General features: G+C 33.7%; 24 protein-coding genes. 10 read left to right on the top strand and 14 right to left on the bottom strand.

The features are described 5' to 3' along the window. Window positions 1-29: 29 nt before the first annotated feature. Together E0I61_RS15550 and E0I61_RS15545 are read right to left on the bottom strand one after the other, a co-directional pair. Complete coding sequence (locus E0I61_RS15550) at window positions 30-410, bottom strand: PUR family DNA/RNA-binding protein (protein WP_131996108.1); 381 nt, start codon at window positions 408-410, stop codon at window positions 30-32. 71 nt (window positions 411-481) lie between these two features. Next, window positions 482-2,242, bottom strand: coding sequence for an ABC transporter ATP-binding protein (locus tag E0I61_RS15545; protein ID WP_132072568.1), 1,761 nt, complete (start codon window positions 2,240-2,242; stop codon window positions 482-484). Window positions 2,243-2,442: 200 nt separating this feature from the next. On the opposite strand from E0I61_RS15545, the gene E0I61_RS15540 reads away from it, so the two are divergent. The 3 genes from E0I61_RS15540 (at window position 2,443) to yajC (ending at window position 4,949) form a co-directional block, all read left to right on the top strand. After that, complete coding sequence (locus E0I61_RS15540) at window positions 2,443-3,549, top strand: Glu/Leu/Phe/Val family dehydrogenase (protein WP_132072566.1); 1,107 nt, start codon at window positions 2,443-2,445, stop codon at window positions 3,547-3,549. Window positions 3,550-3,734: 185 nt separating this feature from the next. Continuing rightward, window positions 3,735-4,646, top strand: coding sequence for a transcription antitermination factor NusB (gene nusB, locus E0I61_RS15535; RefSeq protein WP_131996659.1), 912 nt, complete (start codon window positions 3,735-3,737; stop codon window positions 4,644-4,646). 30 nt (window positions 4,647-4,676) lie between these two features. Then, entirely contained in the window at window positions 4,677-4,949 is a 273-nt protein-coding gene (yajC, locus tag E0I61_RS15530) for a preprotein translocase subunit YajC (RefSeq protein WP_131996117.1), read from the top strand. A gap of 73 nt (window positions 4,950-5,022) precedes the next feature. On the opposite strand, the gene E0I61_RS16380 is transcribed toward yajC, so the two are convergent. From E0I61_RS16380 to E0I61_RS15510, 4 genes are all read right to left on the bottom strand, one after another. Then, a complete protein-coding gene (locus tag E0I61_RS16380) occupies window positions 5,023-5,466 on the bottom strand; it encodes a hypothetical protein (RefSeq protein ID WP_205728693.1) in 444 nt (147 codons plus the stop codon). Between the two features lie 277 nt (window positions 5,467-5,743). Then, a complete protein-coding gene (locus tag E0I61_RS15520) occupies window positions 5,744-6,328 on the bottom strand; it encodes a YdeI/OmpD-associated family protein (RefSeq protein WP_132072564.1) in 585 nt (194 codons plus the stop codon). 4 nt (window positions 6,329-6,332) lie between these two features. After that, a complete protein-coding gene (pepT, locus tag E0I61_RS15515; protein ID WP_131996123.1) occupies window positions 6,333-7,586 on the bottom strand; it encodes a peptidase T in 1,254 nt (417 codons plus the stop codon). 178 nt (window positions 7,587-7,764) lie between these two features. Beyond that, window positions 7,765-8,340: a hypothetical protein gene (locus tag E0I61_RS15510; protein ID WP_132072562.1), complete on the bottom strand. Its 576-nt coding sequence runs from the start codon at window positions 8,338-8,340 to the stop codon at window positions 7,765-7,767. A gap of 281 nt (window positions 8,341-8,621) precedes the next feature. On the opposite strand from E0I61_RS15510, the gene E0I61_RS15505 reads away from it, so the two are divergent. Next, the gene (locus E0I61_RS15505; protein ID WP_132072560.1) at window positions 8,622-9,659 is read left to right on the top strand and encodes a quinone-dependent dihydroorotate dehydrogenase; all 1,038 of its coding nucleotides are present in this window, start codon (window positions 8,622-8,624) and stop codon (window positions 9,657-9,659) included. On the opposite strand, the gene E0I61_RS15500 is transcribed toward E0I61_RS15505, so the two are convergent. Beyond that, on the bottom strand, window positions 9,627-10,337 hold the full coding sequence (locus E0I61_RS15500; protein WP_131996132.1) for a DUF3307 domain-containing protein: 711 nt from the start codon (window positions 10,335-10,337) through the stop codon (window positions 9,627-9,629). The genes E0I61_RS15505 and E0I61_RS15500 overlap by 33 nt on opposite strands. Then, on the bottom strand, window positions 10,334-10,945 hold the full coding sequence (locus tag E0I61_RS15495; RefSeq protein ID WP_132072558.1) for a hypothetical protein: 612 nt from the start codon (window positions 10,943-10,945) through the stop codon (window positions 10,334-10,336). The genes E0I61_RS15500 and E0I61_RS15495 overlap by 4 nt, the downstream gene beginning before the upstream one ends. A 196-nt stretch (window positions 10,946-11,141) precedes the next feature. Between E0I61_RS15495 and E0I61_RS15490 the strand changes: the two genes are divergently transcribed. From E0I61_RS15490 to guaB, 4 genes are all read left to right on the top strand, one after another. Next, the gene (locus E0I61_RS15490; RefSeq protein ID WP_132072556.1) at window positions 11,142-12,005 is read left to right on the top strand and encodes a hydroxymethylglutaryl-CoA lyase; all 864 of its coding nucleotides are present in this window, start codon (window positions 11,142-11,144) and stop codon (window positions 12,003-12,005) included. 101 nt (window positions 12,006-12,106) lie between these two features. Continuing rightward, window positions 12,107-12,661, top strand: coding sequence for a hypothetical protein (locus tag E0I61_RS15485; protein ID WP_235832140.1), 555 nt, complete (start codon window positions 12,107-12,109; stop codon window positions 12,659-12,661). Further along, window positions 12,658-14,052 (top strand): DUF5723 family protein, encoded by a 1,395-nt coding sequence (locus tag E0I61_RS15480; RefSeq protein WP_132072554.1) that lies wholly within the window; start codon window positions 12,658-12,660, stop codon window positions 14,050-14,052. Before E0I61_RS15485 ends, E0I61_RS15480 begins: the two co-directional genes overlap by 4 nt. Before the next feature lie 227 nt (window positions 14,053-14,279). Then, window positions 14,280-15,752 (top strand): IMP dehydrogenase, encoded by a 1,473-nt coding sequence (gene guaB, locus E0I61_RS15475; protein WP_131996144.1) that lies wholly within the window; start codon window positions 14,280-14,282, stop codon window positions 15,750-15,752. Between the two features lie 91 nt (window positions 15,753-15,843). On the opposite strand, the gene E0I61_RS15470 is transcribed toward guaB, so the two are convergent. The 5 genes from E0I61_RS15470 to E0I61_RS15450 form a co-directional block, all read right to left on the bottom strand. Continuing rightward, window positions 15,844-17,745, bottom strand: a complete 1,902-nt coding sequence (locus tag E0I61_RS15470; RefSeq protein WP_131996147.1) for a monovalent cation:proton antiporter-2 (CPA2) family protein — start codon at window positions 17,743-17,745, stop codon at window positions 15,844-15,846. Between the two features lies 1 nt (window position 17,746). Beyond that, the gene (locus E0I61_RS15465; protein ID WP_131996150.1) at window positions 17,747-18,352 is read right to left on the bottom strand and encodes an NAD(P)H-dependent oxidoreductase; all 606 of its coding nucleotides are present in this window, start codon (window positions 18,350-18,352) and stop codon (window positions 17,747-17,749) included. A 259-nt stretch (window positions 18,353-18,611) separates the two neighbouring features. Continuing rightward, window positions 18,612-20,852 carry a cation:proton antiporter gene (locus E0I61_RS15460; protein ID WP_132072552.1) on the bottom strand — a complete coding sequence of 747 codons (2,241 nt, stop codon included), beginning with the start codon at window positions 20,850-20,852 and terminating at the stop codon, window positions 18,612-18,614. Between the two features lie 185 nt (window positions 20,853-21,037). After that, window positions 21,038-22,384: an adenylosuccinate lyase gene (purB, locus tag E0I61_RS15455; protein WP_132072550.1), complete on the bottom strand. Its 1,347-nt coding sequence runs from the start codon at window positions 22,382-22,384 to the stop codon at window positions 21,038-21,040. A 134-nt stretch (window positions 22,385-22,518) separates the two neighbouring features. Further along, window positions 22,519-23,208, bottom strand: a complete 690-nt coding sequence (locus tag E0I61_RS15450; RefSeq protein WP_132072548.1) for an SIR2 family NAD-dependent protein deacylase — start codon at window positions 23,206-23,208, stop codon at window positions 22,519-22,521. Between the two features lie 273 nt (window positions 23,209-23,481). Between E0I61_RS15450 and E0I61_RS15445 the strand changes: the two genes are divergently transcribed. Together E0I61_RS15445 and E0I61_RS15440 are read left to right on the top strand one after the other, a co-directional pair. Then, a complete protein-coding gene (locus E0I61_RS15445; protein WP_132072546.1) occupies window positions 23,482-24,144 on the top strand; it encodes a TrmH family RNA methyltransferase in 663 nt (220 codons plus the stop codon). Window positions 24,145-24,269: 125 nt separating this feature from the next. Further along, complete coding sequence (locus E0I61_RS15440; protein WP_235832139.1) at window positions 24,270-25,076, top strand: haloacid dehalogenase type II; 807 nt, start codon at window positions 24,270-24,272, stop codon at window positions 25,074-25,076. A gap of 305 nt (window positions 25,077-25,381) precedes the next feature. Here E0I61_RS15440 and E0I61_RS15430 read toward each other — a convergent pair. Next, the coding region (locus E0I61_RS15430) for a hypothetical protein (protein WP_205728764.1) at window positions 25,382-26,299 on the bottom strand (918 nt) is incomplete at its 5' end.

The following is a 26,299-nucleotide window of genomic DNA, read 5'->3' as shown; positions in this document are numbered from 1 at the left end:
CTTTTTTATTTGTAAGGAATAACTAAGAATTAAATATCATCAAATTCAATATCGGTAAAAGTCGATGTTTGTGGTATAATTTCATCATCTGATTTTTCAGAAGGATATTCTTTTTTGAAATCTTTTTGATGTCTTTCTGAAATTACTTCTTCGCCTTTGTGGTTCAAAACATAAGAAGTCATTTCGCCAAGAATTTCTGCAAAAGCTGCAAAATCTTCTTTGTATAAATAGATTTTATGTTTTTTGAAATGGAATGATCCATCTTCTTCAGTAAATTTCTTGCTTTCGGTAATGGTAATGTAATAATCATCTGCTTTTGTTGCTCTCACATCAAAGAAGTATGTTCTTCTTCCAGCTCTTAAAACTTTAGAAAATATCTCTTCTTTTTCTAACATGTCATGTTCTCTCATATTCCTTTCTATCAATTTATGGTTGTTAAGTAGTATCCAAAAATCTAAAAAATATATGTATTATCCAACAATTATATCATTTCTTTTTCTGAAAGTTGTTTCAAATACAAAGCGGCGTAATAGCCTTCTTGATTTATCAATTGATTATGAGAACCTTGTTGTATAATTTCACCCTTTTCAATGATGATAATTCTATCTGCATTTTTAGCAGAAGAGACACGATGGCTTACAATAATGGTAGTTTTGTCTTTGCAAATTTCATGTAAGTTGTTTAAAATTGCTTCTTCGGTTTCGGTATCAACTGCAGATAAACAATCGTCAAACAGTAAAATGGGAGGGTTTTTAATAATTGCTCTGGCAATAGAAACCCTTTGTTTTTGACCTCCGGAAAGTGTAATTCCTCTTTCTCCCAGAACCGTTTCGTATTGTTTATTAAAGCCCATGATGTTATCATGAACTACGGCGCTTTTTGCGGCTGCTTTTACCTCTTCTTCCGTTGCATTCTCTTTGCCAAACATAATATTATTCTTGATGCTGTCTGAAAATAAGAAAGCATCTTGTGGAACGATCCCAATACTGTTTCGCAAATCAAAAAGATTGACGTTGCTTATTTCGCTTGCATCAATGGTTATTTTTCCATCGGTTACATCATACATTCTGGAAATTAAGGATAAAATAGTTGATTTTCCGGATCCTGTTTTTCCTAGAATGGCTAAAGTTTCCCCTTTTTTTACTGTGAAAGAAATGTTTTGTAACGCTTTGATATTAGTGTCTTCGTAAGTATAGCTTACATTTTCGAAAGAAATAGAACCTTCAATCACTGATTTATTCAGATTTTTATTTTTTATCTCCGGTTCGATTTTAAGAAATTCATTGAGTCGTTTTTGAGAAGCTTCAGCCTCTTGAACCATCGAAGAAACCCAACCTAATGAAGCTACTGGCCAAGTAAGCATATTAACATACAAAATAAATTCGGCAATGGTTCCAATACTTTTTATGGATCCATTGATGTACATTAAACCACCAAAATAAATGACGACTAAGTTACTGATTCCTATCAGCGCCAACATTAATGGTCCAAATAAGGATTGCACTTTGGCCAAATTCAAACTTTTACTTTTGCTTTCATTGGCTAAATCAACCATGTTATTCTGATGTTGGTTTTCCAATGAATAGGCTTTTATCACTCGGATTCCTGAAAATATTTCTTGTGAAAAACTGGACACTTTAGATAAATATTGTTGAAAAATGGTGCTTCTTACATTGATTTCGGAGCTCAGCTTAAAGATAGCGTACGATAAAATTGGTAAAGGAAGTAAGGTGTATAAAGTCAGTATTGGCGATACATTATACATATAGACGATTACTATAGCAAAACGAATGACGGTATTTATGGTGTACATCACCGCTGGTCCCACATACATCCTTACTTTAGAAACATCTTCGCTGATTCGGTTCATTAAATCTCCAGTACGATTTTGCTTGTAGAAGTTCTGCGAAAGATTTTCATATTGGCGGAATACTTCGTTTTTTAAATCAAATTCTATGTGGCGTGACATCACAATTAAGGTTTGTCTCATTAAGAAAGTAAGAAACCCGGCAATAATTGTAGTGGCAATAATCAATAAGATATTCGAAATTAATTCTTCATAAATAATTGATTTGGCTATGGTTTTATCTTTGGCGAAAGCCTCAATGGCTTTGAATGATTTGCTAATCAACTTGGGCGTGAAAAGCATAAATATTTGTGCGATAATGGTAAAAATAATTCCCAGTAAGAAGCTGTATTTATATTTGACGAAATATTTATTTAAATAACGTAATTCTTTCATTTTTTAAGATATTCTATGTTAAAATGATTTTATTTTTAAAATAATTTTATTTTTTAATAATTTCAGCGACAAATTATTAATGGGGTTAAATTATTGATTTGATAATTTTTAAACAAAAAATCAATACATATTTGTTTTTTGTTTAAATTTGGATTGTCTTTTTGACAAATTCGTAATTTATTATTATAAAAACTTACACTATGAATGCAGCTTTCACAACTGGAAAGGAACTTCAAAAAATGGATCCCGTTTTTGGTCAATTATCATTTGATGATCACGAACAAATTGTATTTTGCAACGACAAAGATACAGGTTTAAAAGCAATTATTGGTATTCATAATTCGGTTATGGGTCCTGCTTTGGGTGGTACACGAATGTATAATTATGCAAACGAATGGGAAGCATTAAACGATGTACTACGTCTTTCTCGCGGTATGACTTATAAGGCAGCAATTACAGGATTAAATATTGGTGGAGGAAAAGCAGTGATTATTGGAGATGCTAAAACGCAAAAAACTCCTGAGTTGATGCGCAAGTTTGGTGAATTCGTGCATTCTTTAAGCGGGAGATATATTACTGCTGAAGATGTAGGAATGGAGACCGCAGATATGGATATCGTCAGAGATGTAACGCCTTATGTTACCGGAATTTCTGAATCAAGAGGTGGTTCAGGAAATCCTTCACCTGTTACAGCTTACGGTGTGTATTTAGGAATGAAAGCTGCTGCAAAACAACAATTTGGTTCTGATGTTTTGAGTGGCAAAAAAGTATTAGTTCAAGGAATTGGTCACGTTGGTGAAACTTTAGTTGATTATTTGACAAAAGAAGGAGCAATAGTTACTATCGCGGACATCAATGAAGAAAAATTGAATGAGGTAGGAGCCAAGTATAATGCAGAAATCTTCAGAGGGGAAGATTTGTACAGTGCTGATGTTGATATTTATGCGCCTTGTGCCATGGGAGCAACGTTGAATGATGCTACCGTTTATAAAATTAAAGCAAAAGTAATTGCTGGTGCTGCCAATAATCAATTGGCTGATGAGAATGTTCACGGTGCAATTCTACAAGAAAGAGGTATACTTTATGCTCCGGATTTCTTGATTAATGCAGGTGGAATTATCAATGTTTATGCTGAATTAGCGCATTATGACAAAGCTGAAATTATGCGTAAAACAGAAAATATTTATAACACGACATTAGAAATATTTGATTTTGCCATTGCTAACAAGATGACAACACACCATGCTGCTTTGACAATTGCTCAAAATCGAATCAATCAAAGAAAAATAGAAAACAGTAAAAAGTAAAAAAAACGTTCAGTTATCAGTATTCAGTGAACAATTTAGTACCGTTCACTGAATACTGTTGATTGAATACTTTTAAAATAAGCGATTATATATTTTATTTTAAAAAATGAAATACTTATTTTTGCAGACTAATTAATAAAAGTTCTTACAAGGTGGTAAATAGAAGACACATTCGCGTTAAAGTAATGCAATCCATTTATGCGATGCATCAAAGCGGTTCAGATAATCTGGAAAAAGAAGAAAAATTCCTTTTTTACAGCATCGACAATATTCAAGATTTATACCTTATAATGCTTTCTTCGCTGATTGAAATTTGTAAAACAGAGACTGTCTTTTTACATAAATCAAGTTTGAAACATCTTGCAACTCCAGAGGAACGTAAACCCAACGAAAAGTTCATCAAAAACAGAATCTTTCAAATTCTTTCCGAAAATAATTCACTAAGCATTGCATTGGAAAACCGTAAAATCAATAATTGGTCTTTAAATGACGATTATATTTTACTGCTTCTGAATGATGTAAAAGCAAGTAAATTGTATGCGGATTACATGAGTAATTCAGTAAATACATTTGAAGAAGACAGACAATTTATCGTTGATTTATTCATGGATGTAATTGTTCCAAACGAGAAATTATATGAATATTTAGAGGATGATAAGTTGACTTGGGTTGATGACATTCCATTAGTGAATACGCATATTATCAAGCAATTGAAAGCGATTAAATCTGGTGAAGACGATAATTTCAGAGTGCCAAAATTGTATAAAGACAATGAGGATAAAGATTTTGTTAAAGATTTGTTCCGAAAAACAGTCTTAAACGAAACGGAATTAGCCAAAGAATATCTTGATAAAACCCCAAATTGGGACACTGAAAGAATTGCTGAGATTGACACGATTATCCTAAAAATGGCAATCTGTGAATTTTTGAAATTCCCTTCCATTCCTGTAAAAGTAACTCTTAACGAATATTTAGAAGTTGCCAAAGAATATTCTACGCCAAAAAGTAGTATTTTTATCAACGGAATTTTAGACAATTTAGTAAAAGAACTGGAAGCCAGTAAAAGAATCATTAAAGCTGGTCGTGGTTTAATGTAATAATTAACAAATAAAAAAAGAATTTAAATTATGGAACAATTAACTCAATTTGCACCGTTTTTATTAATGTTTGTGGTAATCTATTTCTTTATGATCAGACCACAACAAAAAAGAGCGAAAAACGAAAAAGAATTTGAAAGCAGCTTGAAAGTAGGTGATAAAATCATTACAAAAAGTGGTCTTCACGGAAAAGTTTCTGAGTTATCGGATACAACAGTTGTTGTTGAAACGATGTCAGGAAAATTGAAAATGGAGCGTTCTGCTATTTCTATGGAAATGAGTGCCGTATTGAACAAAAAATAATTTTCATTTTAATGAATTAAAAAGTCCCAACCGATTATTCGGATTGGGACTTTTTTTTGATAAAAAAATATTATTATTTTTTATTCTTTTTATTCTTCTTCGCTTTTTTTGATTTTGCTTTGGCCTTTTTAGCTTTTATCTTGGCTTTGACTTTCGCTTTTTTCGCTTTATCCTTTTTGGCTTTTTTTGCCTTTTTGGCTTTTGCTTTCGCTTTTTGCTTTGCTTTCTCTTTTGCGTCGGCTTTTTTAGCCTTTTTCTTGTCTTTATCTTTCATTTTTACTTTGTTTTTAGTCTCGTTTTTATTTTTTTTCTTATTTGAAACGGTACTATCTTCATCCAGACTAATAGTCGAGATTTCTATAATTTCCGTTATGATTTCTTCAATTACCGGTTCTATAATTTCAACGGGTTCCGCTACAGGTTTAACAACTTTTGTTCTGCGAGCTCTAATTGGCTTATCAATTTCAGGTTTTGCTGGAGATACTGGATCAGTTTCCGCTTCTTTCTTTTGTATCATAATTTATAGTATTAGCTTTTATTCAATTAAACGAGTAGTTGTCCAGGTGTTACTAAATTATTAAGTGATTGTAAGTAAATATAGTGATTTAATACACTGGTCAATGTTAAGTTTTTCAGAATGGTACGTGTAATGCAACAAATAATACTCAAGGAAGAAGTGTTTTCTTTTTTTAAAGAAAGAGATTGTATAAATGATTAAGTAAGTAGAGTATATTATTCTAATGTGACTTTAAATAAAAAGTCCCAACTCTGAGTTTCAGGATTGGGACTTAATGTTATCGGTATTTATCATTCAAACCAATGTTTTCTTTTATCATTGGTTTAATTTTTTCGATCCGGGAACGTTTGGTTTCTTCTCGTTTTGCAGTTTCAATATACTCTAAGAATTCATATTGTTTGTAAGGAGAAAATTTTAGAAAAGCATCTGCCAAATTTACATCTGCATCTAATTCTTTTTGAAGAAGTTCAGAAACGATAGGTTCTTTTTTCTGTGGCTTACTATTTTTCCCTTGTTTCTCATTAGCAAGCGCCTCATGAATATAATCTAGTACTGCCGCTTCATTGACTTCTTCTTTTGATGAAAAGCGCCATTGTCGCAATGATTTAGTAACGCCTGCTTGTGCGTTAACTAAAACTTTTTTTTCATCTTTCAGAAAAACGCCATTAAAAAACCAAATTGTAAAATAATTTTTGAATCCTCCTATTCCGAGTACGTTTTTACCATTCAGAACATAAACAATACCACCCCATTTGGTAGTTTCCACGAGTTCAGTTTTGACAATAATTGATTTTAAAAGTTCTAATTCTTCTGACCAATTATTGTTTTTATCCCATGTATGAGTTGTTTTTGAGGATTCCAACAGCTTATTTTTTAGATGAATCTTTTGTTGCTGTCAATTCAGCAATTTTCACAATTACTTCGACTGCTTTTTGCATACTTTCTACAGGAACATATTCGTATTTTCCATGAAAATTATGTCCACCAGCAAAAATGTTTGGGCAAGGTAATCCTTTATACGATAATTGAGAACCATCAGTTCCACCACGAATCGGTTTTATAAGAGGTTTAATTCCTATTTCTTTCATCGCTTTTTCGGCAATATCAACAATATGTTTCACAGGTAGAACCTTTTCTTTCATGTTGTAATATTGATCTTTAATCTCAGTTATAACAATATCTTCACCAAATTGTTTCGCGAATTTTTTATTGATTTTTCGAGTGATTTTCTCGATTAGTTCTTTGCGCTTTTCAAACTTTTTCTTGTTATGATCGCGAATGATTAATTCCAAAACGGTTTCTTCGATACTTCCGGTTAAATGATGTACGTGAAAAAAACCTTTGTATCCTTTTGTTGTCTCGGGTGTCTCATCAATTGGTAATTCATTGATAAAATCATTGGCAATCAACATAGAATTAATCATTTTTCCTTTGGCATAACCCGGATGCACGCTTTTTCCTTTGAAAATAATTTTGGCGCCAGCCGCATTAAAATTTTCATATTCCAATTCGCCTATTTGACTGCCATCCATTGTGTACGCCCAATCCGCTCCAAATTTAGCTACATCAAAATGATGGGCACCACGACCAATTTCTTCATCTGGTGTAAAACCAACTCTGATTTTTCCGTGTTTGATTTCAGGATTGTTGACAAGGAATTCCATTGCAGTCACAATTTCAGTAATTCCGGCTTTATCATCGGCTCCTAATAATGTTGTTCCGTCAGTAGTAATCAAAGTTTGCCCTTTGTAAAGCAATAAATCTTTAAAATAGCTGGGTGATAATACTATGTTTTGTTCTGCATTTAATACAATGTCTTTGCCGTCATAATTAGGAATAATTTGAGGCTTTACATTGGCTCCAGTAAAATCAGGGGTAGTATCAAAATGTGAAATAAATCCAATAGTTGGGACTTCATGAGTTACATTACTGGGTAAAGTTGCCATGATATACGCTTTCTCATCAATTGTCACGTCTTGCATTCCAATAGCTTTAAGTTCTTCAACCAGTTTATTGGCTAAATCCCATTGTTTTTTTGTACTGGGTGTAGTTTCAGAGCTGGAGTCAGATTCCGTATCTATAGTTACGTAACTGATGAAACGGTCAATTATATGTTGCATTTTAATTTGTTTTTTATGCAAATATAAACATTTTTTCAGGAGCATTTTGAAGTTAATCAGGAACTAATTTTTACGAATTAAAAATAATAATTGCAGTATATGAATCTCGATAAACGATACTGTTTTCGGGGTGTAATATACTTTTTTATATAAAAAAACCACCCGAAGGTGGTTCAAATTATTCTCTCATTTTAGTTAACTTTTCTTTTGCTTCATCAAGATTTCCTTCCAGCTTATTTATTTTTATTTGTTGTTTACTGATTCGGATATTTTCTTTCTCAATTTCAATAGAACTGAGCTTTCCTTTAGATTTCTTTTGTTCAAATTTTTCTTTGAGTTTAATTAAATTTCTTTCTTCATTTGAAATCTTTGATTTTATTGTACTAATTGATTTTTCACTGGAAAGAATTTTGTCTTGTCGCTTGTCAAAAGCTTTTTGTTTTTTTTCAAAATCCTTTTGCTCTTTTTCGATTTTATTAGCTTCTCTTAGCGCTTTTTTCTCAGCTTTGAGTTTGTCTTTTAGTAGTTTAGCTTCCTCTTTTAATGCTTTTTCATTTGCATTATTTTGTATTGCTGCTGCGACAACCCCAGTTTCTACAGCCTTAGACACAATAACAGTGTCTTTAATTGTTGTTACAGTAGTTTTTGTCGCTAATTTGGTTGTGTCTTTTTTTGTTTCATTTTTTACTGCTTGCGCAAAAAATAGTTGAAAACTGGAAAGTAAAATAGCTGTAAAGAGTAATTTTATTTTCATGTCGGTACTATTTTAAGTTGATAAAAAATTAAATAAATACTTATTTATTTAGTACAATATAAGAAAAAACATTGAAAAATAAATATTTTATTTTAAATGAAGCAGATTGAAAGTAAATTTTATTATTTGTAAATAATTAGGAGCAAGTATTTTGTTTAACTACTGTTTTTTTGCTATTTCTTCTTTGGCTACAGCCAAATCAAATGTTGATGTATAATTTTTTTTCGAAATATTTAATTATCGATGAGATAGTTCTATTTTTGCACCAACAAACTACAACTATGTATAAAGTATTCATTCGCCCATTTCTATTTTTGTTTGATCCGGAAAAAGTCCATTATTTTACTTTTTCATTGATTCGATTTGCATCTAAAATTCCTGGATTTACCTCTCTTTTTAAGTTGCTTTATGAAGTCAATGACCCAAGATTAGAGACCGAAGTTTTTGGTTTGAAATTTAAAAATCCAGTTGGACTTGCGGCTGGTTTTGATAAAGATGCCAAGTTGTATAAAGAATTGTCCAGTTTTGGTTTTGGTTTTATCGAAATAGGAACGCTTACTCCAAAAGGGCAGGAAGGAAATCCTAAAAAACGATTGTTCCGTCTGAAAGCAGATAGCGCCATTATCAATAGAATGGGATTCAATAACGGCGGAGTTCAGGAAGCGGTGGAACGTTTGAAACAAAATAAAGGCGTTTTGATTGGTGGAAACATTGGTAAAAATAAGTTGACACCAAACGAAGAAGCAACTTCGGATTATGAAATCTGTTTTGATGCTTTGTATGATTATGTGGATTATTTTGTGGTGAATGTAAGTTCCCCAAACACGCCAAATCTCCGTGCCTTACAAGACAAAGAGCCATTGACACAATTGTTGCAAACACTTCAAAATAAGAATTTGGCTAAGCCAAAACAAAAGCCAATTCTGCTAAAAATTGCTCCAGATTTGACTGATGAGCAATTACTAGATATTATTGATATTATCAAGGAAACTAAAATTGCGGGTGTTATCGCTACCAATACCACCATTTCCCGTGAAGGATTACAATCCGAAAATAAAACAGAAATGGGTGGTTTGTCAGGAAAACCATTAACGCAACGTTCTACCGAAGTCATCCGTTTTTTATCTCAAAAAAGCAATAAAGCCTTTCCTATTATTGGAGTAGGAGGAATCCATTCTGCCGATGATGCGATTGAAAAATTGGAGGCAGGAGCGTGTTTGGTGCAATTGTACACCGGTTTTATTTATGAAGGTCCAGCTTTGGTTAAGGCCATAAACAAAAAGATTTTAGAAAAATTGCAACAACCCAAATTTTACTAAAAGCCCTGTCAATAATGCAATGCCAAAACTCAATAAGGTTCCGATAAGAACATATTCAGTAAGTTTTCGGTCTTTGGCTTCTTTTAAATCTCCAAATCGGAAAATAGATTTTGCTGCCAATAAAAAACCAATGGCTTCAAAATGGCCAGTAATCACAAAGCAAAAAACGAACAGGCGTTCTAATATTCCAATGTAATTTCCGGCATTGGATAAGGAATCGTCGCTTGTTTTGTTTTCAGGAGTCCAAATCGAAATGATATTCTTTATAATTATCGATGTAGGTTTTGTTAATAAAAGTATTCCAGTCACAAAGATCCAAAATCGGTTGTCGAATGCTGTAAAATCAATACGTTCGTTATTGTAAAATAGTGTAATTGCTATGAGTACAATAAGATGCAACAGTTGATCCATTACAAACCAGTTGCGTTTTGTTTTATTTTTTTGAAAATGTAATTTCAAAAAATCAATTCCTCCATGCGTTAGTGCCAGTAAAATGGCAAACCAAACAAAATCAGTCCCGCCAACTAAAGCCCAAGCCAGTATAAAATGAAGAAGTGTATGGATATAAAGATAAATACTTTTGTGTTTCTTGTTTTCTTTATCTAAAACCCAAGATGTAGGTTGAAATAAAAAATCACCAAGTAAATGTGCCAATAGTAGTTTTACAAAAATAATCATACACTGAGGGTTTTAATTTTTTTTCTGAAATGATTATCTAGTTCCAGCACCAAATCAAACTGCGCTCGTTTTCGTCTGCGACTTACTGCAGCTTGATTTATACCTAATCTCACACCTATTTCTTCTTGAGAAAGCGATTTGTTTTCTATGGATGCCAAAACAAATTCAGCCGATTGCACCAGCCAATTATCCATAAAGGTCAATCCTAAACGGAGCATTAAATTCATCTCAGTGTCTAAATCAGTATTCCCTGAATTAATGGCTAAGGTAGTTTTTTGTTTTTTTAAAGTTTCAAAAAGCTCTCCCGAACGAACGAACGCAGTTCCATTGCTTTCAGAAATTGTTACTGCTGAATAGGTTTTATCTCCAAAACCAATACTCATTCTCGCGTCGAGCTTTAGGGTTTTTAGATAGGCCTTAATTTGCAAAGCTGTCAATAGTGCTTCTTCAGGATTTATAATTTCCATCTGAAATTCGTCACCACGATAAATTTCCCATTCACTCGGGTTTTTACCTTTGGTATTCAATAGTTCTTTCAAACCGTCCATCCATATTTTAGAAGGTAGTTTTCTTGAATTAACAATGTCTCCAGTTATTATGCTTGTCATATCCAAATATAATTAAAAAAGTAAGGTCTACTTTAAAAGTTTAAAGTAAATTATTACCAAATAACGTAATAATATTTAATATTACCAAATTACGTAATATTTTAATTTATTACCAAAATACGTAATAATGTCAATTTTCAAAAATTTAAAACTGATAATTTAAAATTCTTAATTGTTTTTCTATCTTTGGCTTTCTATGGAGCCAATAAAAATTATAGAATGTCCACGTGATGCCATGCAAGGCATAAAGCCTTTTATTCCTACGGCGAGAAAAGTGACTTATATTCAGTCTTTATTGCGTGTAGGTTTTGACACCATCGATTTTGGAAGCTTTGTTTCGCCAAAAGCGATTCCACAAATGCAGGATACGGCTGAGGTTCTGGCACAACTTGATTTATCTCAAACCAAAAGTAAATTATTGGCGATTATAGCGAATACGCAAGGAGCAAAATTAGCTTCAAATCATTCTGAAATACAGTATTTAGGGTTTCCATTTTCGATTTCTGAGAATTTTCAAATGCGGAATACCCACAAGACGATTGCCGAATCATTAATTACGTTACAGGAAATTCTTGAAATTGCCGATAATACGAATAAAGAAGTTGTAGGGTATCTTTCTATGGGATTTGGTAATCCTTACGGCGATCCTTGGAGCGTTGAAATAGTAGGGGAGTGGACTGAAAAATTAGCTTTAATGGGAGTCAAAATTTTATCACTTTCGGATACGGTAGGAAGTTCAACACCAGATGTGATTTCGTATTTGTTTTCGAATTTAATTCCAAAATATCCAAAAATAGAATTTGGAGCTCACCTTCATACTACGCCTGATAAATGGTTTGAAAAAATTGATGCGGCTTACAAAGCGGGTTGCCGTCGTTTTGATGGTGCTATTCAGGGTTTTGGCGGATGTCCAATGGCAACAGATGATTTAACGGGTAATATGCCTACAGAGAAACTATTGTCTTATTTTACCTCACAAAAAGAGAGTACTGATATGAGCCCTATAAGTTTTGAAAGTGCTTACAATGAGGCTTCAAAGCTATTTGGTGAATTTCATTAAAATGGAAAAAATGGTAATTGAACTCTATATCTTGAAAATAATAAGTTTATGATTGATACGTTAGTTATACTGTTCCCAAATTTACCTTTAACATACTAAATATGATGAAACTACGGGCCATTCATAGAATCTTAAGTATACTAATTTTGATATTATTTTCATCTTCATGCGCAAGTGATTTAGATTATAATCAAGTCAATGATATAAAATTAGAACCTGTATTTATATCAAACTTAGCTTATTTTAATATTCCCGCAAATGAATTTGTAACTGGAGGAATAGAGCACACCGTTTTTATGGATACGCCAGCTGTTGATGTATTCAATGATAAATTTTTCAAGGATAATTTAAGCAGAGTAGACCTTTTTTTTGAAGTTAACAATACTATAAATAGAAGTTACAGAATAGATTTAGTATTTCTGGATAGAAATAATCAACCTGTTCATTCCACAAATTTTATTGTGCCAGCGTATACTGGTGCAGAAAATATAGTTACTAAAACTGAAATATTTCAAAATGCTACACTGGACTTATTAAAAAGAACTACTAAAATTACTTTCACGCTCACCATGTTTGCCGGTCCACCATTAAGTGAGAATAGCATAGGGAGTTTAAAATTACGTTCAGGAGTAACCGCTTATTTTATAATTGAATGAGAAAAATAATTTTGATTTTTGTTCTATTTCTAACAATAGGTTGCATTTCACAAAACAAACAAATTTTATATAATTTCACTTCAGTGCCTCAGTCTTTGCTGACTAATCCGGGTTCTGATGTGAAGTACAATTGGTATTTTGGGATTCCTTTATTGTCTGGTATTTCTACAAATGTTGGTTCGAGTGGATTTTCTGCGTATGATTTATTTGCTGATAATGGTGTAGATTTTAATGTAAAACTGCGAAATGTAGTATTCTCTACAACAAGAAAAGATAGAGTAGTCCTAAACGAACAAATAGAATTATTTAGCGGAGGCTTTAAAATAGCGGGAGATCAAGGGGATTCCTATGTTTCGTTTGGAATGTACCAAGAATTTGATTTTATGAGTTATGTGCCTAAAGATATTGCAGTTTTGGCTTTAGACGGAAATAGAGATTATTTGGGTAAAGTATTCAATTTAGGGGATTTGAGTGTAAAAGCAGAAATGCTTTCGGTCTTTCATATTGGATTTCATAAAAAAATAAATGAAAAATTAATTCTAGGAGCGCGAGGAAAGATCTATTCCAGTATTTATAATGCCAATTCAACTAATAATTCAGGATACATTTATACTATTCCTTCCACACAAGGGGTTTATGAACAAATGATTTATTCGGATTTGCAGCTCAATACATCGGGAACTGCTAAATACGATGATGAAGATTATGAGCCAAATGCAGTAAAAGATATTACCAAAAGAGCCTTTCTGGGTGGCAATTTAGGCTTGGGATTTGATGCTGGTTTGACTTATTATCCAAAGAAACACATTCAAATAACAGCAAGTGTCATAGATCTTGGTTTTATAAAACATGCCAAAGAAGTAGAAAGTTTGACTTTTAAAGGAACTTACAAATACGAAGGAGTCATTCCTAAATTTAGTTCTGGAGGTTCTGCAGAAGATGGATATCAGGAATTTAAGGATGCCATTCCTTTGGATACTTTGTATGCCGATTACACGACTTGGCGACCCACAAAGTTCAACACTTCAATTCAATTTTCATTTGATGAAGAAAGACCTGAGGATTGTAACTGTCTTAATTATGATCCTGAAACTATTTATAAAAGCGCTGTAGGTGCTCAATTATTCGTAATGTCTACCCCGAGAACACCTTTAGTTGCTTTCACGACCTATTACAGAAGAAAAATTTTCAATTCGTTGCAAATGAAAGCAACTTATACTATAGATTCTTATTCTTATAAAAATATTGGAGTGGGTTTATCCAGTATGTTTGGACCGGTTAATTTCTATGTTCTCGCCGATAATCTTTTGGAATATAAGGATGTTACCAAAGCCAATAGTCTATCTTTTCAGCTAGGACTTAATGTTATTTTTAAGAATAGTAAAAAATAATATTCAGTTTTGTTCGAATTTTTGTCGCTTAAATCTGCTGTGAATTTCTATTCATTCTGTCATTGAAAAACGAATGAATCAAATTTCCTCGATTGAAAACCAAGGAGTAATTTGGAACCAAAGAATTGACTTTGAACTGTAATTTAATTATTTATTGTAAAATCATAGCGATTTTTTGCTTAAAATTATCTATATTTGCACGCAATTAAACTCCAACTACAATTGCAATGATCGCACACAACTCTAAGATTATCGGTGAAGGATTAACTTACGATGATGTTCTATTAGTTCCTAACTACTCAAATGTGCTTCCTCGCGAAGTGAGTATTCAATCAAAATTTTCAAGAAATATAACACTTAATGTTCCAATTGTATCTGCTGCTATGGATACTGTTACCGAAAGTGCAATGGCAATTGCTATGGCTCAAGAAGGAGGAATTGGTGTTTTGCATAAAAATATGACTATCGAGCAACAAGCTGCGAAAGTCAGAAAAGTAAAACGTGCCGAGTCTGGAATGATTATCGATCCTGTTACTTTACCATTGACTTCTACTGTTGCAGATGCTAAAAATGCGATGAAAGAATTTGGTATTGGAGGTATTCCAATTGTAGATGAAAATAAAAAACTGAAAGGTATTGTTACGAATAGAGATTTGCGTTTCGAAAAAAACAATGCCAGACCTATTGTTGAAGTAATGACCAGCGAAAACTTGGTAACAGTTGCCGAAGGTACTTCTTTGGAACAAGCCGAAGTTGTTTTGCAAGGGTATAAAATCGAAAAACTTCCAGTAGTAAATGCTGATTATAAATTAGTAGGTTTAATTACGTTTAGAGATATTACTAAATTGACTCAAAAACCAAATGCAAACAAAGACAAATACGGACGTTTACGTGTTGCGGCTGCATTAGGTGTTACTGCAGATGCTGTTGAAAGAGCTACTGCTTTGGTTAATGCTGGAGTAGACGCAGTTATAATCGATACTGCTCACGGACATACAAAAGGAGTTGTAGATGTACTAAAATTAGTTAAAGCTAAATTCCCTGACTTAGACGTTATTGTTGGTAATATTGCCACTGCTGAAGCAGCCAAATATCTTGTCGAAAATGGTGCTGACGGGGTAAAAGTAGGGATTGGACCAGGTTCTATCTGTACGACTCGTATTGTTGCGGGTGTTGGTTTTCCACAATTTTCAGCTGTTCTTGAAGTAGCAGCAGCGATTAAAGGTACTGGAGTTCCCGTAATTGCTGATGGTGGGATTCGTTACACAGGAGATATCCCTAAAGCGATTGCTGCGGGTGCTGATTGTGTAATGTTAGGTTCATTACTGGCAGGTACCATGGAATCTCCTGGTGAAACTATCATTTTTGAAGGAAGAAAATTCAAGTCATACCGTGGAATGGGTTCTGTTGAAGCGATGCAAGAAGGCTCAAAAGACCGTTATTTTCAAGATGTGGAAGATGATGTAAAAAAACTGGTTCCAGAAGGAATTGTAGGTCGTGTTCCATATAAAGGAGAATTGAACGAAAGCATGCAACAATTCATTGGTGGTCTTCGTGCCGGAATGGGATATTGTGGTTCAAAAGATATTCCAACGTTACAGGAAACAGGACGTTTTGTTCGGATTACTGCAAGTGGTATCAACGAAAGTCATCCTCATAATGTGACGATAACGAAAGAAGCTCCAAATTATTCTAGATAGTTTTTCGTTCAAAATCATAAAAAAAAAGCATAATTAACTCCGTTTTAAGGGTGTTAATTATGTTTTTTTTATTGTTGTAAACTGTATTATATTAGTCCGGCAATTCAGATGTGTCAGACAAGTCTGCTAAGTTGTTTTTTAAATGCTGGCTATCCCAACTGTGATTGGTTGCTGCAACTTGGGAATAAATATCACTCTTTAATAACTGTTCCTGTAATTCAATTTCTTCCTTGATTGTAATAAGAAACGCCATTTTATCGTGACGTTTTTCAGCTAATTTACGTGTGGTAATTTCATCGTATTTTATAAATTGCTGTCCTTGTCTGGTTGCCGTATATTTTCGAAGTCCTAATTCTACTAATGCATCAACACCCATATTTACAGCGCTGTATAAAGTTTCCCTGTAAATATGTTCGACTTTATGATCGATTAATTCATAGGCATCATTCCGGTTTCGGGCACGAGTTAAGATTTTTAAATTTGGAAAGTGTTTTTTTAAGGTTTCAATTACTTGAAGATTTACGGTAGGATTATCTATGGCAGCGATAAAAATTTTAGCATTCTCACAACCCGCAGCTTTCAATAGTTCTAATCGAGTCGCATCTCCATAATAGACTTTAAACCCCATTTTTCGTAATAAATCGATTCGGTCTGAATCATAATCCAGAATAGTTGATTTTATTTGGTTCGCTCTCAGTAAGCGACCAACTGTACTTCCAAAATGCCCAAAACCAGCAATAATAACGGGATTATCTTCGTCAATATAATCATTATCTTTTTTTATTTCTTTTTCCTGAATTCGGGTATTGGGATAAATTATTCGCTCATTTATTAATAGCAGAAAAGGAGTTGCAACCATACTCATGGCTATTACTGCCATAATTTGATTGGCTAAAATATTGGGAACTATATTCAATTGCAGGCAGAAACTCATGATTACAAAACCAAATTCTCCCGCTTGGCTCAAACCGAAAGCGAATAATAGATTTTGATCTATTTTATTTTTATGAAATCTGCTGATTACAAATAAAACTACGAATTTCACCAGAGTTAGGATGGCTCCAAAAACAAAAATGAAAAGAGGATTCTCAATAATTAATAGGAAGTTTATTGAAGCACCAACACCAAGAAAAAACAGCCCCAAAAGCAATCCTTTAAATGGTGCAATATCGCCTTCTAATTCATGACGAAATTCAGAGTTGGCAAGTACGACACCAGCCATAAAAGCACCAAGTGCAGGACTTAACCCAATCAATTGCATTAAATAGGAAACGCCAACAACCAATAATAAAGCCGAAGCAGTAAACAATTCCTGCAAACGAGTTTTTGCGATAATATGCAATAATGGAACAAATACAAAACGACCGGCAAAATAGATTGTCGATATAATTCCGATCACAATTACCGTTTGCAACCAGCTCGCATAACCTGTAATTAATGATTGTGGCGCATCATTTACAGCCTCAAGGTTTACCGTTGACAAAAGAGGTAAAAAAGCTAAAATTGGGATTACTGCAATATCCTGAAAAAGTAAAACCGCAAATGAGGAACGTCCTACGGAAGTGTTTGATAATCCTTTTTCTTTTAAAGTTTGCAAGACAATAGCAGTAGAAGATAAGGCCAATCCCAGTGAAATGGCTAATGTAGTTTCCCATCTCCAGTCCATAAAAAATAGACATCCAATAAATAGAATAAGAGTGGTTCCGATCAATTGTGCAGCACCCATTCCCAGAATGAATTTCCGCATTTTCCAAAACTTATTTGGCTCTAATTCCAAACCAATCAAAAACAACATCATTACGACGCCAAATTCAGCAAAATGCATAATATCCTGACCTTCCTGACCTATAAAACCAAGAACATAAGGACCAATAATTATTCCGGCTAATAAATAGCCTAAAATGGAGCTCAGCCCTAATTTTTTAGCAATAGGCACACAAATTACGGCTGCTGTTAAATAAATGATTGCCTGAAGTAAAAAATTTGTATCCATGTTATGTCTGTATTGTTGCAAACCATTCATTCAGATAATGGTGTTGCAAAATTTCATCCGTATCTAAATTATTACTTTCTAAATAGTCCAAAAAATAACCATAAATCAAACCATTTTTTTCATAATCTTCTTTGGTCATATTATGAGTTCCATGCACTACAAAAGGAGGTAAATAAATCATATTACACACTTTTGCAGTTTGGTTAAACGGTTCCAATAATTCAAGAATACTATAGCGATCACTACCCGTTTCGCAATAATTTTCCTTATCGCCGCCGGTTGTAATTACCTGAAAAATAATTTTATCCTGTAATGCTTTACCCTTTTTTCCATAAGCCCAATTATGCTCAAGCACCATATCAATCCATTGTTTCATCAATGGCGGACAACTATACCAATACATGGGATGGTGCCAAATGATAATATCATGTTGACTTAATAAATCTTGTTCGTATTTTACGTCAATATCAAAATCCGGATATTCCTCATATAAATCATGAAAAGTAATGTTTTCTGAATCGGGAATATTTTGCACTAAAGCCTTATTCGCATGAGATTTCTCGAATAAAGGATGTGAAAATAGGATTAAGATTTTATTTTTTGGCATAAATTTATTGTAACAATTTAAAAGGATTATTGTGTTGATTTACAATGTTCTTTATAAAAAGAAAACTCATCTAAGGTATAAAATATTGCTTAATTTTAATGATTTACTATTATTCAAATGCTACTTTTTTTTAACAATAAACAGAAAATCCCGTTTGAACAAAATCTAAAGTTTTGCTCAGACGGGATACATTTAAAATGTATATTTTGGAATGCGCTAATTCAACCAAAATAGAATTGTAAAAAATAAATTTTCTTGTTTAATTTTTGGAAAGATTCGCCAACAGTTTTTTGCTGCCAACAATCCAAAGAATATCGTTTTTTTCTAAAATTAATTTTGATTCTGGATTGAGAATTCTTTTCCCTCCTCTCTCCAAACCAACAATCAAGCCACGCGTTTTTTCGCGTAATTCAGAATCACGTATGCTTTTTCCAATAAATGCTTCGTTGATTAGCTCTAACTGCTGTAAAACAATATCAGATTCAGTTACCAATGGTGAGACATCAATCTCATGCTGGTCCAAATATTTTTTAAATGCTGCCACTTGGGTATCAGTACCGATCACACAAATTTCGTCTCCAGGAAATAATCTTTCGTTTCTGCTAGGAATATTAATGGTGATTTCTCCACGCTTGATGAAAGCGATATTAATTCCTAATTGCTCTCGAATGCTTAATTTTTCTAATGTTTTTCCGGCAATATTCGAGGTTGGAGCAATTTCAAAAGTGGTCATGTGACCATCCCAAGGTGTTAAATCACTACGACTTCTTACCGCTTTTTTAATTTCTCGGGCATTTAAATTTTTCAAAAAATGGTCTTCAATTTTGTGATATTGCGCATTTAGTTTTTTTGGAAAAATAAAATATACAACAACGGCAACAATCAGCATTATAAAAGCGATTCCGGGAGAGAAAAAGATATTTAATAAGAATCCAATATAAAAAAGGGCCAATACCATTCGTAGCAAAATCATCATCAGTATTGGTCCGCGATATTTACGTTCCTCTCTCAAAATGGCTACTTCTTTTGTCGCGACGCGTCGCAAGGATAACGCCCATAAAAAAGGAGATATTATTACGATTGTAATTAATGCCGCAAATATGTTTCCAAATTGTGATCCTTGAACTAAAGGCAGAATGTATTTTGATGAAAGTAAAATAACAGCCACTATAATTACGGAATGGATAATTACCTGCGTCAGAAACGCACGTACGACTATTTGCCAATTGCTTACTAATTTTATGGATTGCGCATTAGCACTGTACCGTTCAATTTTTTTAATCCATTTCCTAGGCAGTTTTTTTTCCAGATATTCTGAAAATGGAGTGGCGAATTTGACCATAAAAGGTGTCGTAAAAGTCGTCACTGCTGATACAGCCACTACAATTGGATAAAGAAAATCACTGGTTACATTCAATGTCATTCCCAATGTTGCAATAATAAAGGAGAATTCTCCAATTTGAGACAAACTCATTCCTGTTTGCACCGATTGTTTCAGAGGTTGTCCTGAAAGTAAAGCGCCAATTGTTGAACTTACGGATTGTCCTATAATCACTACCAATGTCAAAATAGCGACTGGCAAAGCATATTCGGACAATGTACTTGGATTAATTAACATACCAACGGACACAAAGAAAATCGCACCAAAAAGATCTTTAACGGGTTTTACTAAATGTTCGATGTGTTCCGCCTGAGTTGTTTCGGCAATGATGGAACCCATTATGAAAGCGCCTAATGCAGGAGAAAAACCAACATTGGCAGCAAGAATTACCATCATTAAGCACAAAGCAAGTGAGATGATTAGCAGCATTTCGTCTGTCAATATGTTTTTGGCTTTTTTAAGTAAAGTCGGGATAAAAAAGATACCGCCAACAAACCATATTGTCAAGAAAAAGATCAGTTTAAAAACGGATTGCAACAGCTCGCCACCTGAAAATTGTTGACTTACCGCAATAGTAGAAAGCAATACCATCATCAAAATGGCGACTATATCTTGCACGATAAGCGAACCGATAACTATTCCCGCAAATTTTTGGGTTTTTACTCCGAGTTCATCAAATGTTTTCAAAATAATAGTGGTGGATGAAATCGAAAGAATCACTCCTAAAAAGATACAGTCCATTGGTTTCCAACCAATCCATTGGCCCACTAAATATCCGATGGCTACCATCGAAATAATTTGTGTTACAGCAGTAATAGATGCGGTACCACCCACTTTCATCAGTTTTTTAAAACTGAATTCCAGTCCCAAACTAAATAATAAAAAGATTACTCCAATCTCTGCCCAAACTTCTACGCTTTTAATATCTTTTACCGATGGGAAAAAATCAAAATGATTTCCAGCCAAAAATCCGGCAATTAAATACCCCAGAACCAGAGGTTGTTTTATTTTTTTAAACAACAAAACTGCAACGGCAGCTGTCATCAGAATTAATCCTAAATCACTAATTAAAGGTTGTAAATGGTGCGATGCATTTGCTACTGTTTCTGCTGTATTCATAGGCGTTTACTTCTATTGTAAGGGTTTTGTGTATCTTGGTAAGATATAAAAAAAACTTTAATTTTTAAAGTGTAATTTTAGCTAAATACTGCTTTTTATGATTTTTTTAGCAATAAAAATCCCGTTGAAAAGAATTTTTGCCTCTTTTCAACGGGATTTTACAAATTTCAATAATTTCTTAAAGCTTATATTCCTAAGAAATTACTTGGTGTGATTTGCATCAATTCTGCTTTAATTTCATCCGAAACTTCTAGGGTTGCTATAAAACCGTGAATTGCTTTTTTATCAATCGCTTCATTGGTTCTAGTTAATCCTTTCAACGCTTCATAAGGATTTGGATAGGCCTCACGACGCAAAATCGTTTGAATTGCTTCGGCAACAACAGCCCAGTTTTTCTCTAAATCTTCGTGGAATTTTGGTTCGTTCAATAACAATTTGTTTAATCCTTTCAAAGTAGCTTCAAAAGCGATTAGCGTGTGTCCCATTGGTACACCAATATTTCTTAAAACCGTACTGTCAGTCAAATCGCGTTGTAATCTTGACAATGGTAATTTAGCCGATAAATGTTCGAAAATTGCATTGGCTATTCCTAAATTTCCTTCTGAATTTTCAAAATCAATTGGGTTTACCTTGTGTGGCATTGCCGAAGAACCTATTTCTCCTGCTTTGATTTTTTGTTTGAAATATTCCATGGAAACATACGTCCAAATATCTCGGTCTAAATCAATGATGATGGTATTTATTCTTTTCAAAGCATCAAAAAATGCGGCGAAATGATCGTAATGTTCTATTTGTGTAGTAGGGAAGGAGTGGTGTAAACCAAGGTTTTCTTCAACAAATTTTCCTCCGAATTTTCTCCAGTCAATTTGAGGATATGCCACATGATGCGCATTATAATTCCCTGTTGCTCCGCCAAATTTAGCTGCAAAAGGAACATTAAATAACAAACGCATTTGCTCTTCTAAGCGCTCTACAAAAACACCAATTTCTTTACCCAAACGAGTTGGAGATGCGGGTTGTCCGTGGGTACGGGCAAGCATTGGTATGTCTTTCCATTCAACACTTAAATCTTTCAATTTTGATGTCAAAGTAATCAAGGAAGGCATATACACTTTCTCGAAAGCTTCTTTTGTAGATAATGGAATTGCTGTATTATTTATATCTTGGGAAGTCAATCCAAAGTGGATAAACTCTTTATATTCTGATAATCCTAATTTTTCAAAAGCATCTTTGATGAAGTATTCCACCGCTTTTACATCGTGGTTGGTCACTTTTTCTGTTTCTTTGATCCAAAGGGCATCTTCAGTAGAGAAATTTTTATAAATGTTGCGTAAGCTTTCGAATAAATCTGGGTTTACGTTTTTTAGTTGTGGCAAAGGCACTTCGCACAAAGCAATGAAATATTCAATTTCAACCAATACGCGGTATTTGATTAAGGCTTCTTCAGAGAAAAATGGAGCCAGTGAAATAGTCTTGTTTCTATATCTTCCGTCGATTGGCGATATAGCATTCAATTCGTTTAAAGTAGTCATTGTTTTGTTGTTTGTTCGAAAGGCACAAAAATAGTTATAAGTTATAAGTTATGGGTTATAAGTTTAGATTTTTTGCGGGAATTCTTTATTGAAACTAAAATTTTTCATTGTCATTATCATTGCCATTGATTTTGTTATTGATTGAGTAGCCTTTCTTTCAAAAAAGCAACTCCTTCTGAAGCCACTTCTGGGATTACTTCCAATGGATTTCTAAGATTTGGAATTTTTGCCGGTTTTGGGTCAATATAAAAAACAGGTGTTTCGGGATGCGTAAAATCGATTAATCCAGCCGCAGGATACACTTGTAATGACGTCCCAATGACGGCAAAATAATCTGCACTTTGAGTTAGTGTTATTGCTTCATCAAGAGCAGGAACTTCCTCGCCAAACCAGACAATATGCGGGCGCAATTGATTTTTGTTTTCGTCTAAATCGCCAAAATTTAAATCGTCCTGCCAATCTAGAATATAATTTGGGTTTTTGGTGCTTCTTACTTTCAATAATTCGCCGTGCAAATGCAACACATTAGAACTCCCGGCGCGTTCGTGTAAATCATCTACATTTTGGGTAATAATGTAAACATCGAAGTGATTCTCTAATTCAGCCAAAATTAAATGTCCCAAATTAGGTTGTACTTCTTTGAGTTGTTTTCGTCTTTGATTATAAAAATCCAGTACCAAAGCCGGGTTTCTATGCCAGCCTTCGGGAGTTGCGACATCCATGACGTTATGACCTTCCCATAATCCGTCACTGTCACGAAAAGTTTTGATGCCACTTTCGGCACTGATTCCGGCTCCTGTCAAAACCACTAATTTCTTTTTCATTTGTAAAATGCATTTGTAATGAGAATCAGATTTAATAGCTGTTTGGGTGTGCCGTTAGTCACTAAATATTGGGAGTAATTAGGCTCAAAATTTATTAGCGTGCCGTAGGTACGCGACAAAACCATAAATGTTGCGTACCTACGGCACGCTAAATTCGTTTCACCTCTTGTTTTCTACCAATATTTAGTGCCTAACGGCACATTTCAATCCTTGATTCTAATTAGTATATAAAACTAGTCTTTTTTAGTATTTTTGCCAAAAAAACAACCCACAATGATTGATGTCGATTACCTTAATTTTCTTGAAAATATCCTAACCGATAATCGAAAAGAAAAATTTCTGAAAGTATTGGAAAACAGAACCAAGCATTTTACTATTGCTGTTGAGGATATTTTTCAAATGCACAATACGAGTGCGGTGATGCGCAGTTGTGAGATTTTTGGAATTCAAGAATTGAATGTTATTGAGCAGCGTTACGGAAAAAGTATCGACAAGGAAATTGCAATGGGCGCCCAGAAATGGGTTGACATCAATACCTTCGACAGCATTACGAATTGTGTGGATACGTTAAAAAGTAAAGGGTATCAAATCATTGCTACCACGCCACATGATAATGATTGTTTGATGGAGGATTTTGATATTTCGAAACCGAGTGCTTTATTTTTTGGAACAGAAAGAGACGGCTTGTCAGAAGAAATATTGCAACGCGCCGACGGTTTTCTTAAAATTCCGATGGTTGGTTTTACCGAAAGTTTGAATATATCCGTTTCGGCGGCGATAATCATTCAAAACTTAACGAATCGATTGCGCAATTCAAACATTGATTGGCATTTATCCGAAAATGAGATTTTAGAAAAGCGTTTGGCTTGGGCCAAAAATTCCATAAAAGACATCAAGCGAATTGAAGAACGCTACTTTGCTGAAAACGTGAAATAGCTGTTTTATGTATTGTTATGATTATGTTATTTATTTTAAAAAATATCATGTAACTTGTACAGTTTTCGCAAAACAAGATACTTTGACGTATACTTTATTTAACGCATGATTTAAAGAGAAAAACAATGAAAGAATTTAAAAATAGCAATGAAAATTTAATAAATTCTACATTGCCAGTGGGAGGGGAAAGAGTTGATGCGCCTATTTTAATTGTAAAAGAGGATGCAGACAATATGGTGGAGTATAGTGTTGGTTGTTTCCAAAGACCCAAGGTATTATTTTTTGACGTAAATGAAACGTTGCTGGATCTTAATACGATGAAAAAAAGTATTGGCGCAGCGCTGGGAGATCATCCAGAATTGATGTCATTGTGGTTCACTACAATGCTTCAGTATTCATTGGTTACAACAGTAGCAAACCAGTATAAAGATTTTGGAGAAATTGGAGTCGCTGCACTTATAATGGTTGGCCACAAAAATGGAATTGCTATAACGGATAAACAAGCTAAAGATGCTGTTACCGCAATTTTATCATTGCCCGCACATCCAGAAGTGAAAGAAGCACTCTTACTTTTAAAAAGAGAAGGTTTTAAATTGGTTGCCTTCACTAACTCATCCAATAAAGCGGTAGAAAAGCAACTTAAATATGCGGGAATTCAGGATCTATTTGACGATGTATTAAGTATAGAAGACGTAGGTAAATTCAAGCCACATGTAGATACTTATGATTGGGCTGCCAAAAAAATGGGATTAAAATCGAATGAATGTATGCTGATAGCTGCACACGGTTGGGATGTTGCCGGTGCAAATTGGGCTGGTTGGCAAACGGCATTTGTCAGCCGTCCGGGACAGCAATTGTTTCCTCTTGCGAATTTGCCTGAAGTTAATGAAAAAAATATTTTATCAGTTGCTCAGAAGCTAATTTTAATATAATTTCTGCAATTCTAATCATTGAAAAATTAACGAATCGATTGCGCAATTCAAACATTGATTGACATTTATCTGAAAATGAAATTTTAGAAAAACGTTTGGCTTGGGCCAAAAATTCCATAAAAGATATCAAACGAATTGAAGAACGGTATTTTGAGGAAAATCCAATATAGTGTAAACGAACGCTTAAATTAGATTTTAACAGTTTGCTGAGTCATTGCGAGGAACGAAGCAATCACATCTAGTATTTTCTTTTGATTAAGTGCTTATCGTTGTGGGCACGGATTGCAAATCCACGCTATCGGGTTTTATTTTTCTTCAATTATTGTTTTAATTCTTTTGTAAAGTTCATTTGATAAGTTTCTATAGCCTTCATCATTCGGCAAATATTTCAACGCTCTGTGATGTACCAGGTCTGAAGGAATATCATTGAATGATTGTGTTATTGGAATTACTATTTTACCAAGTGTATGAGCAATTCCAGTTTCATACATAACGTTTGGATTTCTTTCGCTAAAATCTACGATAACTATTCTTGAGCAAAATATTAAGTCAAAAATATCTTGTATAATAGTTGAGTTTTCCCAAATATCGTCTGCTCTTAAACACTCTAATTCCATATGGTCGGCAACTCGTTTAATTGCTTCATATGTCCCGCGATAAGCAGGACTAAAAGGCATCATTACTGAAATTAATTTAGAATTTGTTGGTTTTTTAGGGATTTTGAATACAGATGGTGTAAATGTAATTTGTTGTATTGCTTCAATTTCGCTAATACCGGTAGAGATAAATTGTCCTGTTAATGTTGTTAGCAAATATTGTCCGTCAGCTTTTTCTTTAAGTATGATTTTTGATGATTTTAAAGCCTTATTTACATCTTCAACAGCTTTTTTATGGTCTAATTTTTCATCAAAGAGAAAATAATCTGGATTTACTAACGATATTATTACTTTGATTAAATCCCTATTTGGCAAATTTTCGTGTTCGCTTGATTGGTCATTAAGCTTATTTAAAACGTCTTGAACCCAAGAATGTCGGGTTGAACCATCTTGAACAAAGTCTAGGTCATTGTCTATGAAAAATTTTGTCAGTTGGGATGAAGAACGATAAGGGAAATGGTTAAATGCTTCGTTCCCACATATCATTTCGGATAATTTCATTATTGCAGGTCTGCTTATTTTCATTCGAGTATTTTTTGTTGTTGATGTCGTTCTAAACTTGGCTAT

It is taken from the genome of Flavobacterium ranwuense (assembly GCF_004349315.1).
Classification (GTDB): Bacteria; Bacteroidota; Bacteroidia; order Flavobacteriales; family Flavobacteriaceae; genus Flavobacterium; species Flavobacterium ranwuense.
This window is presented reverse-complemented; position numbering and strand designations above follow the sequence as displayed.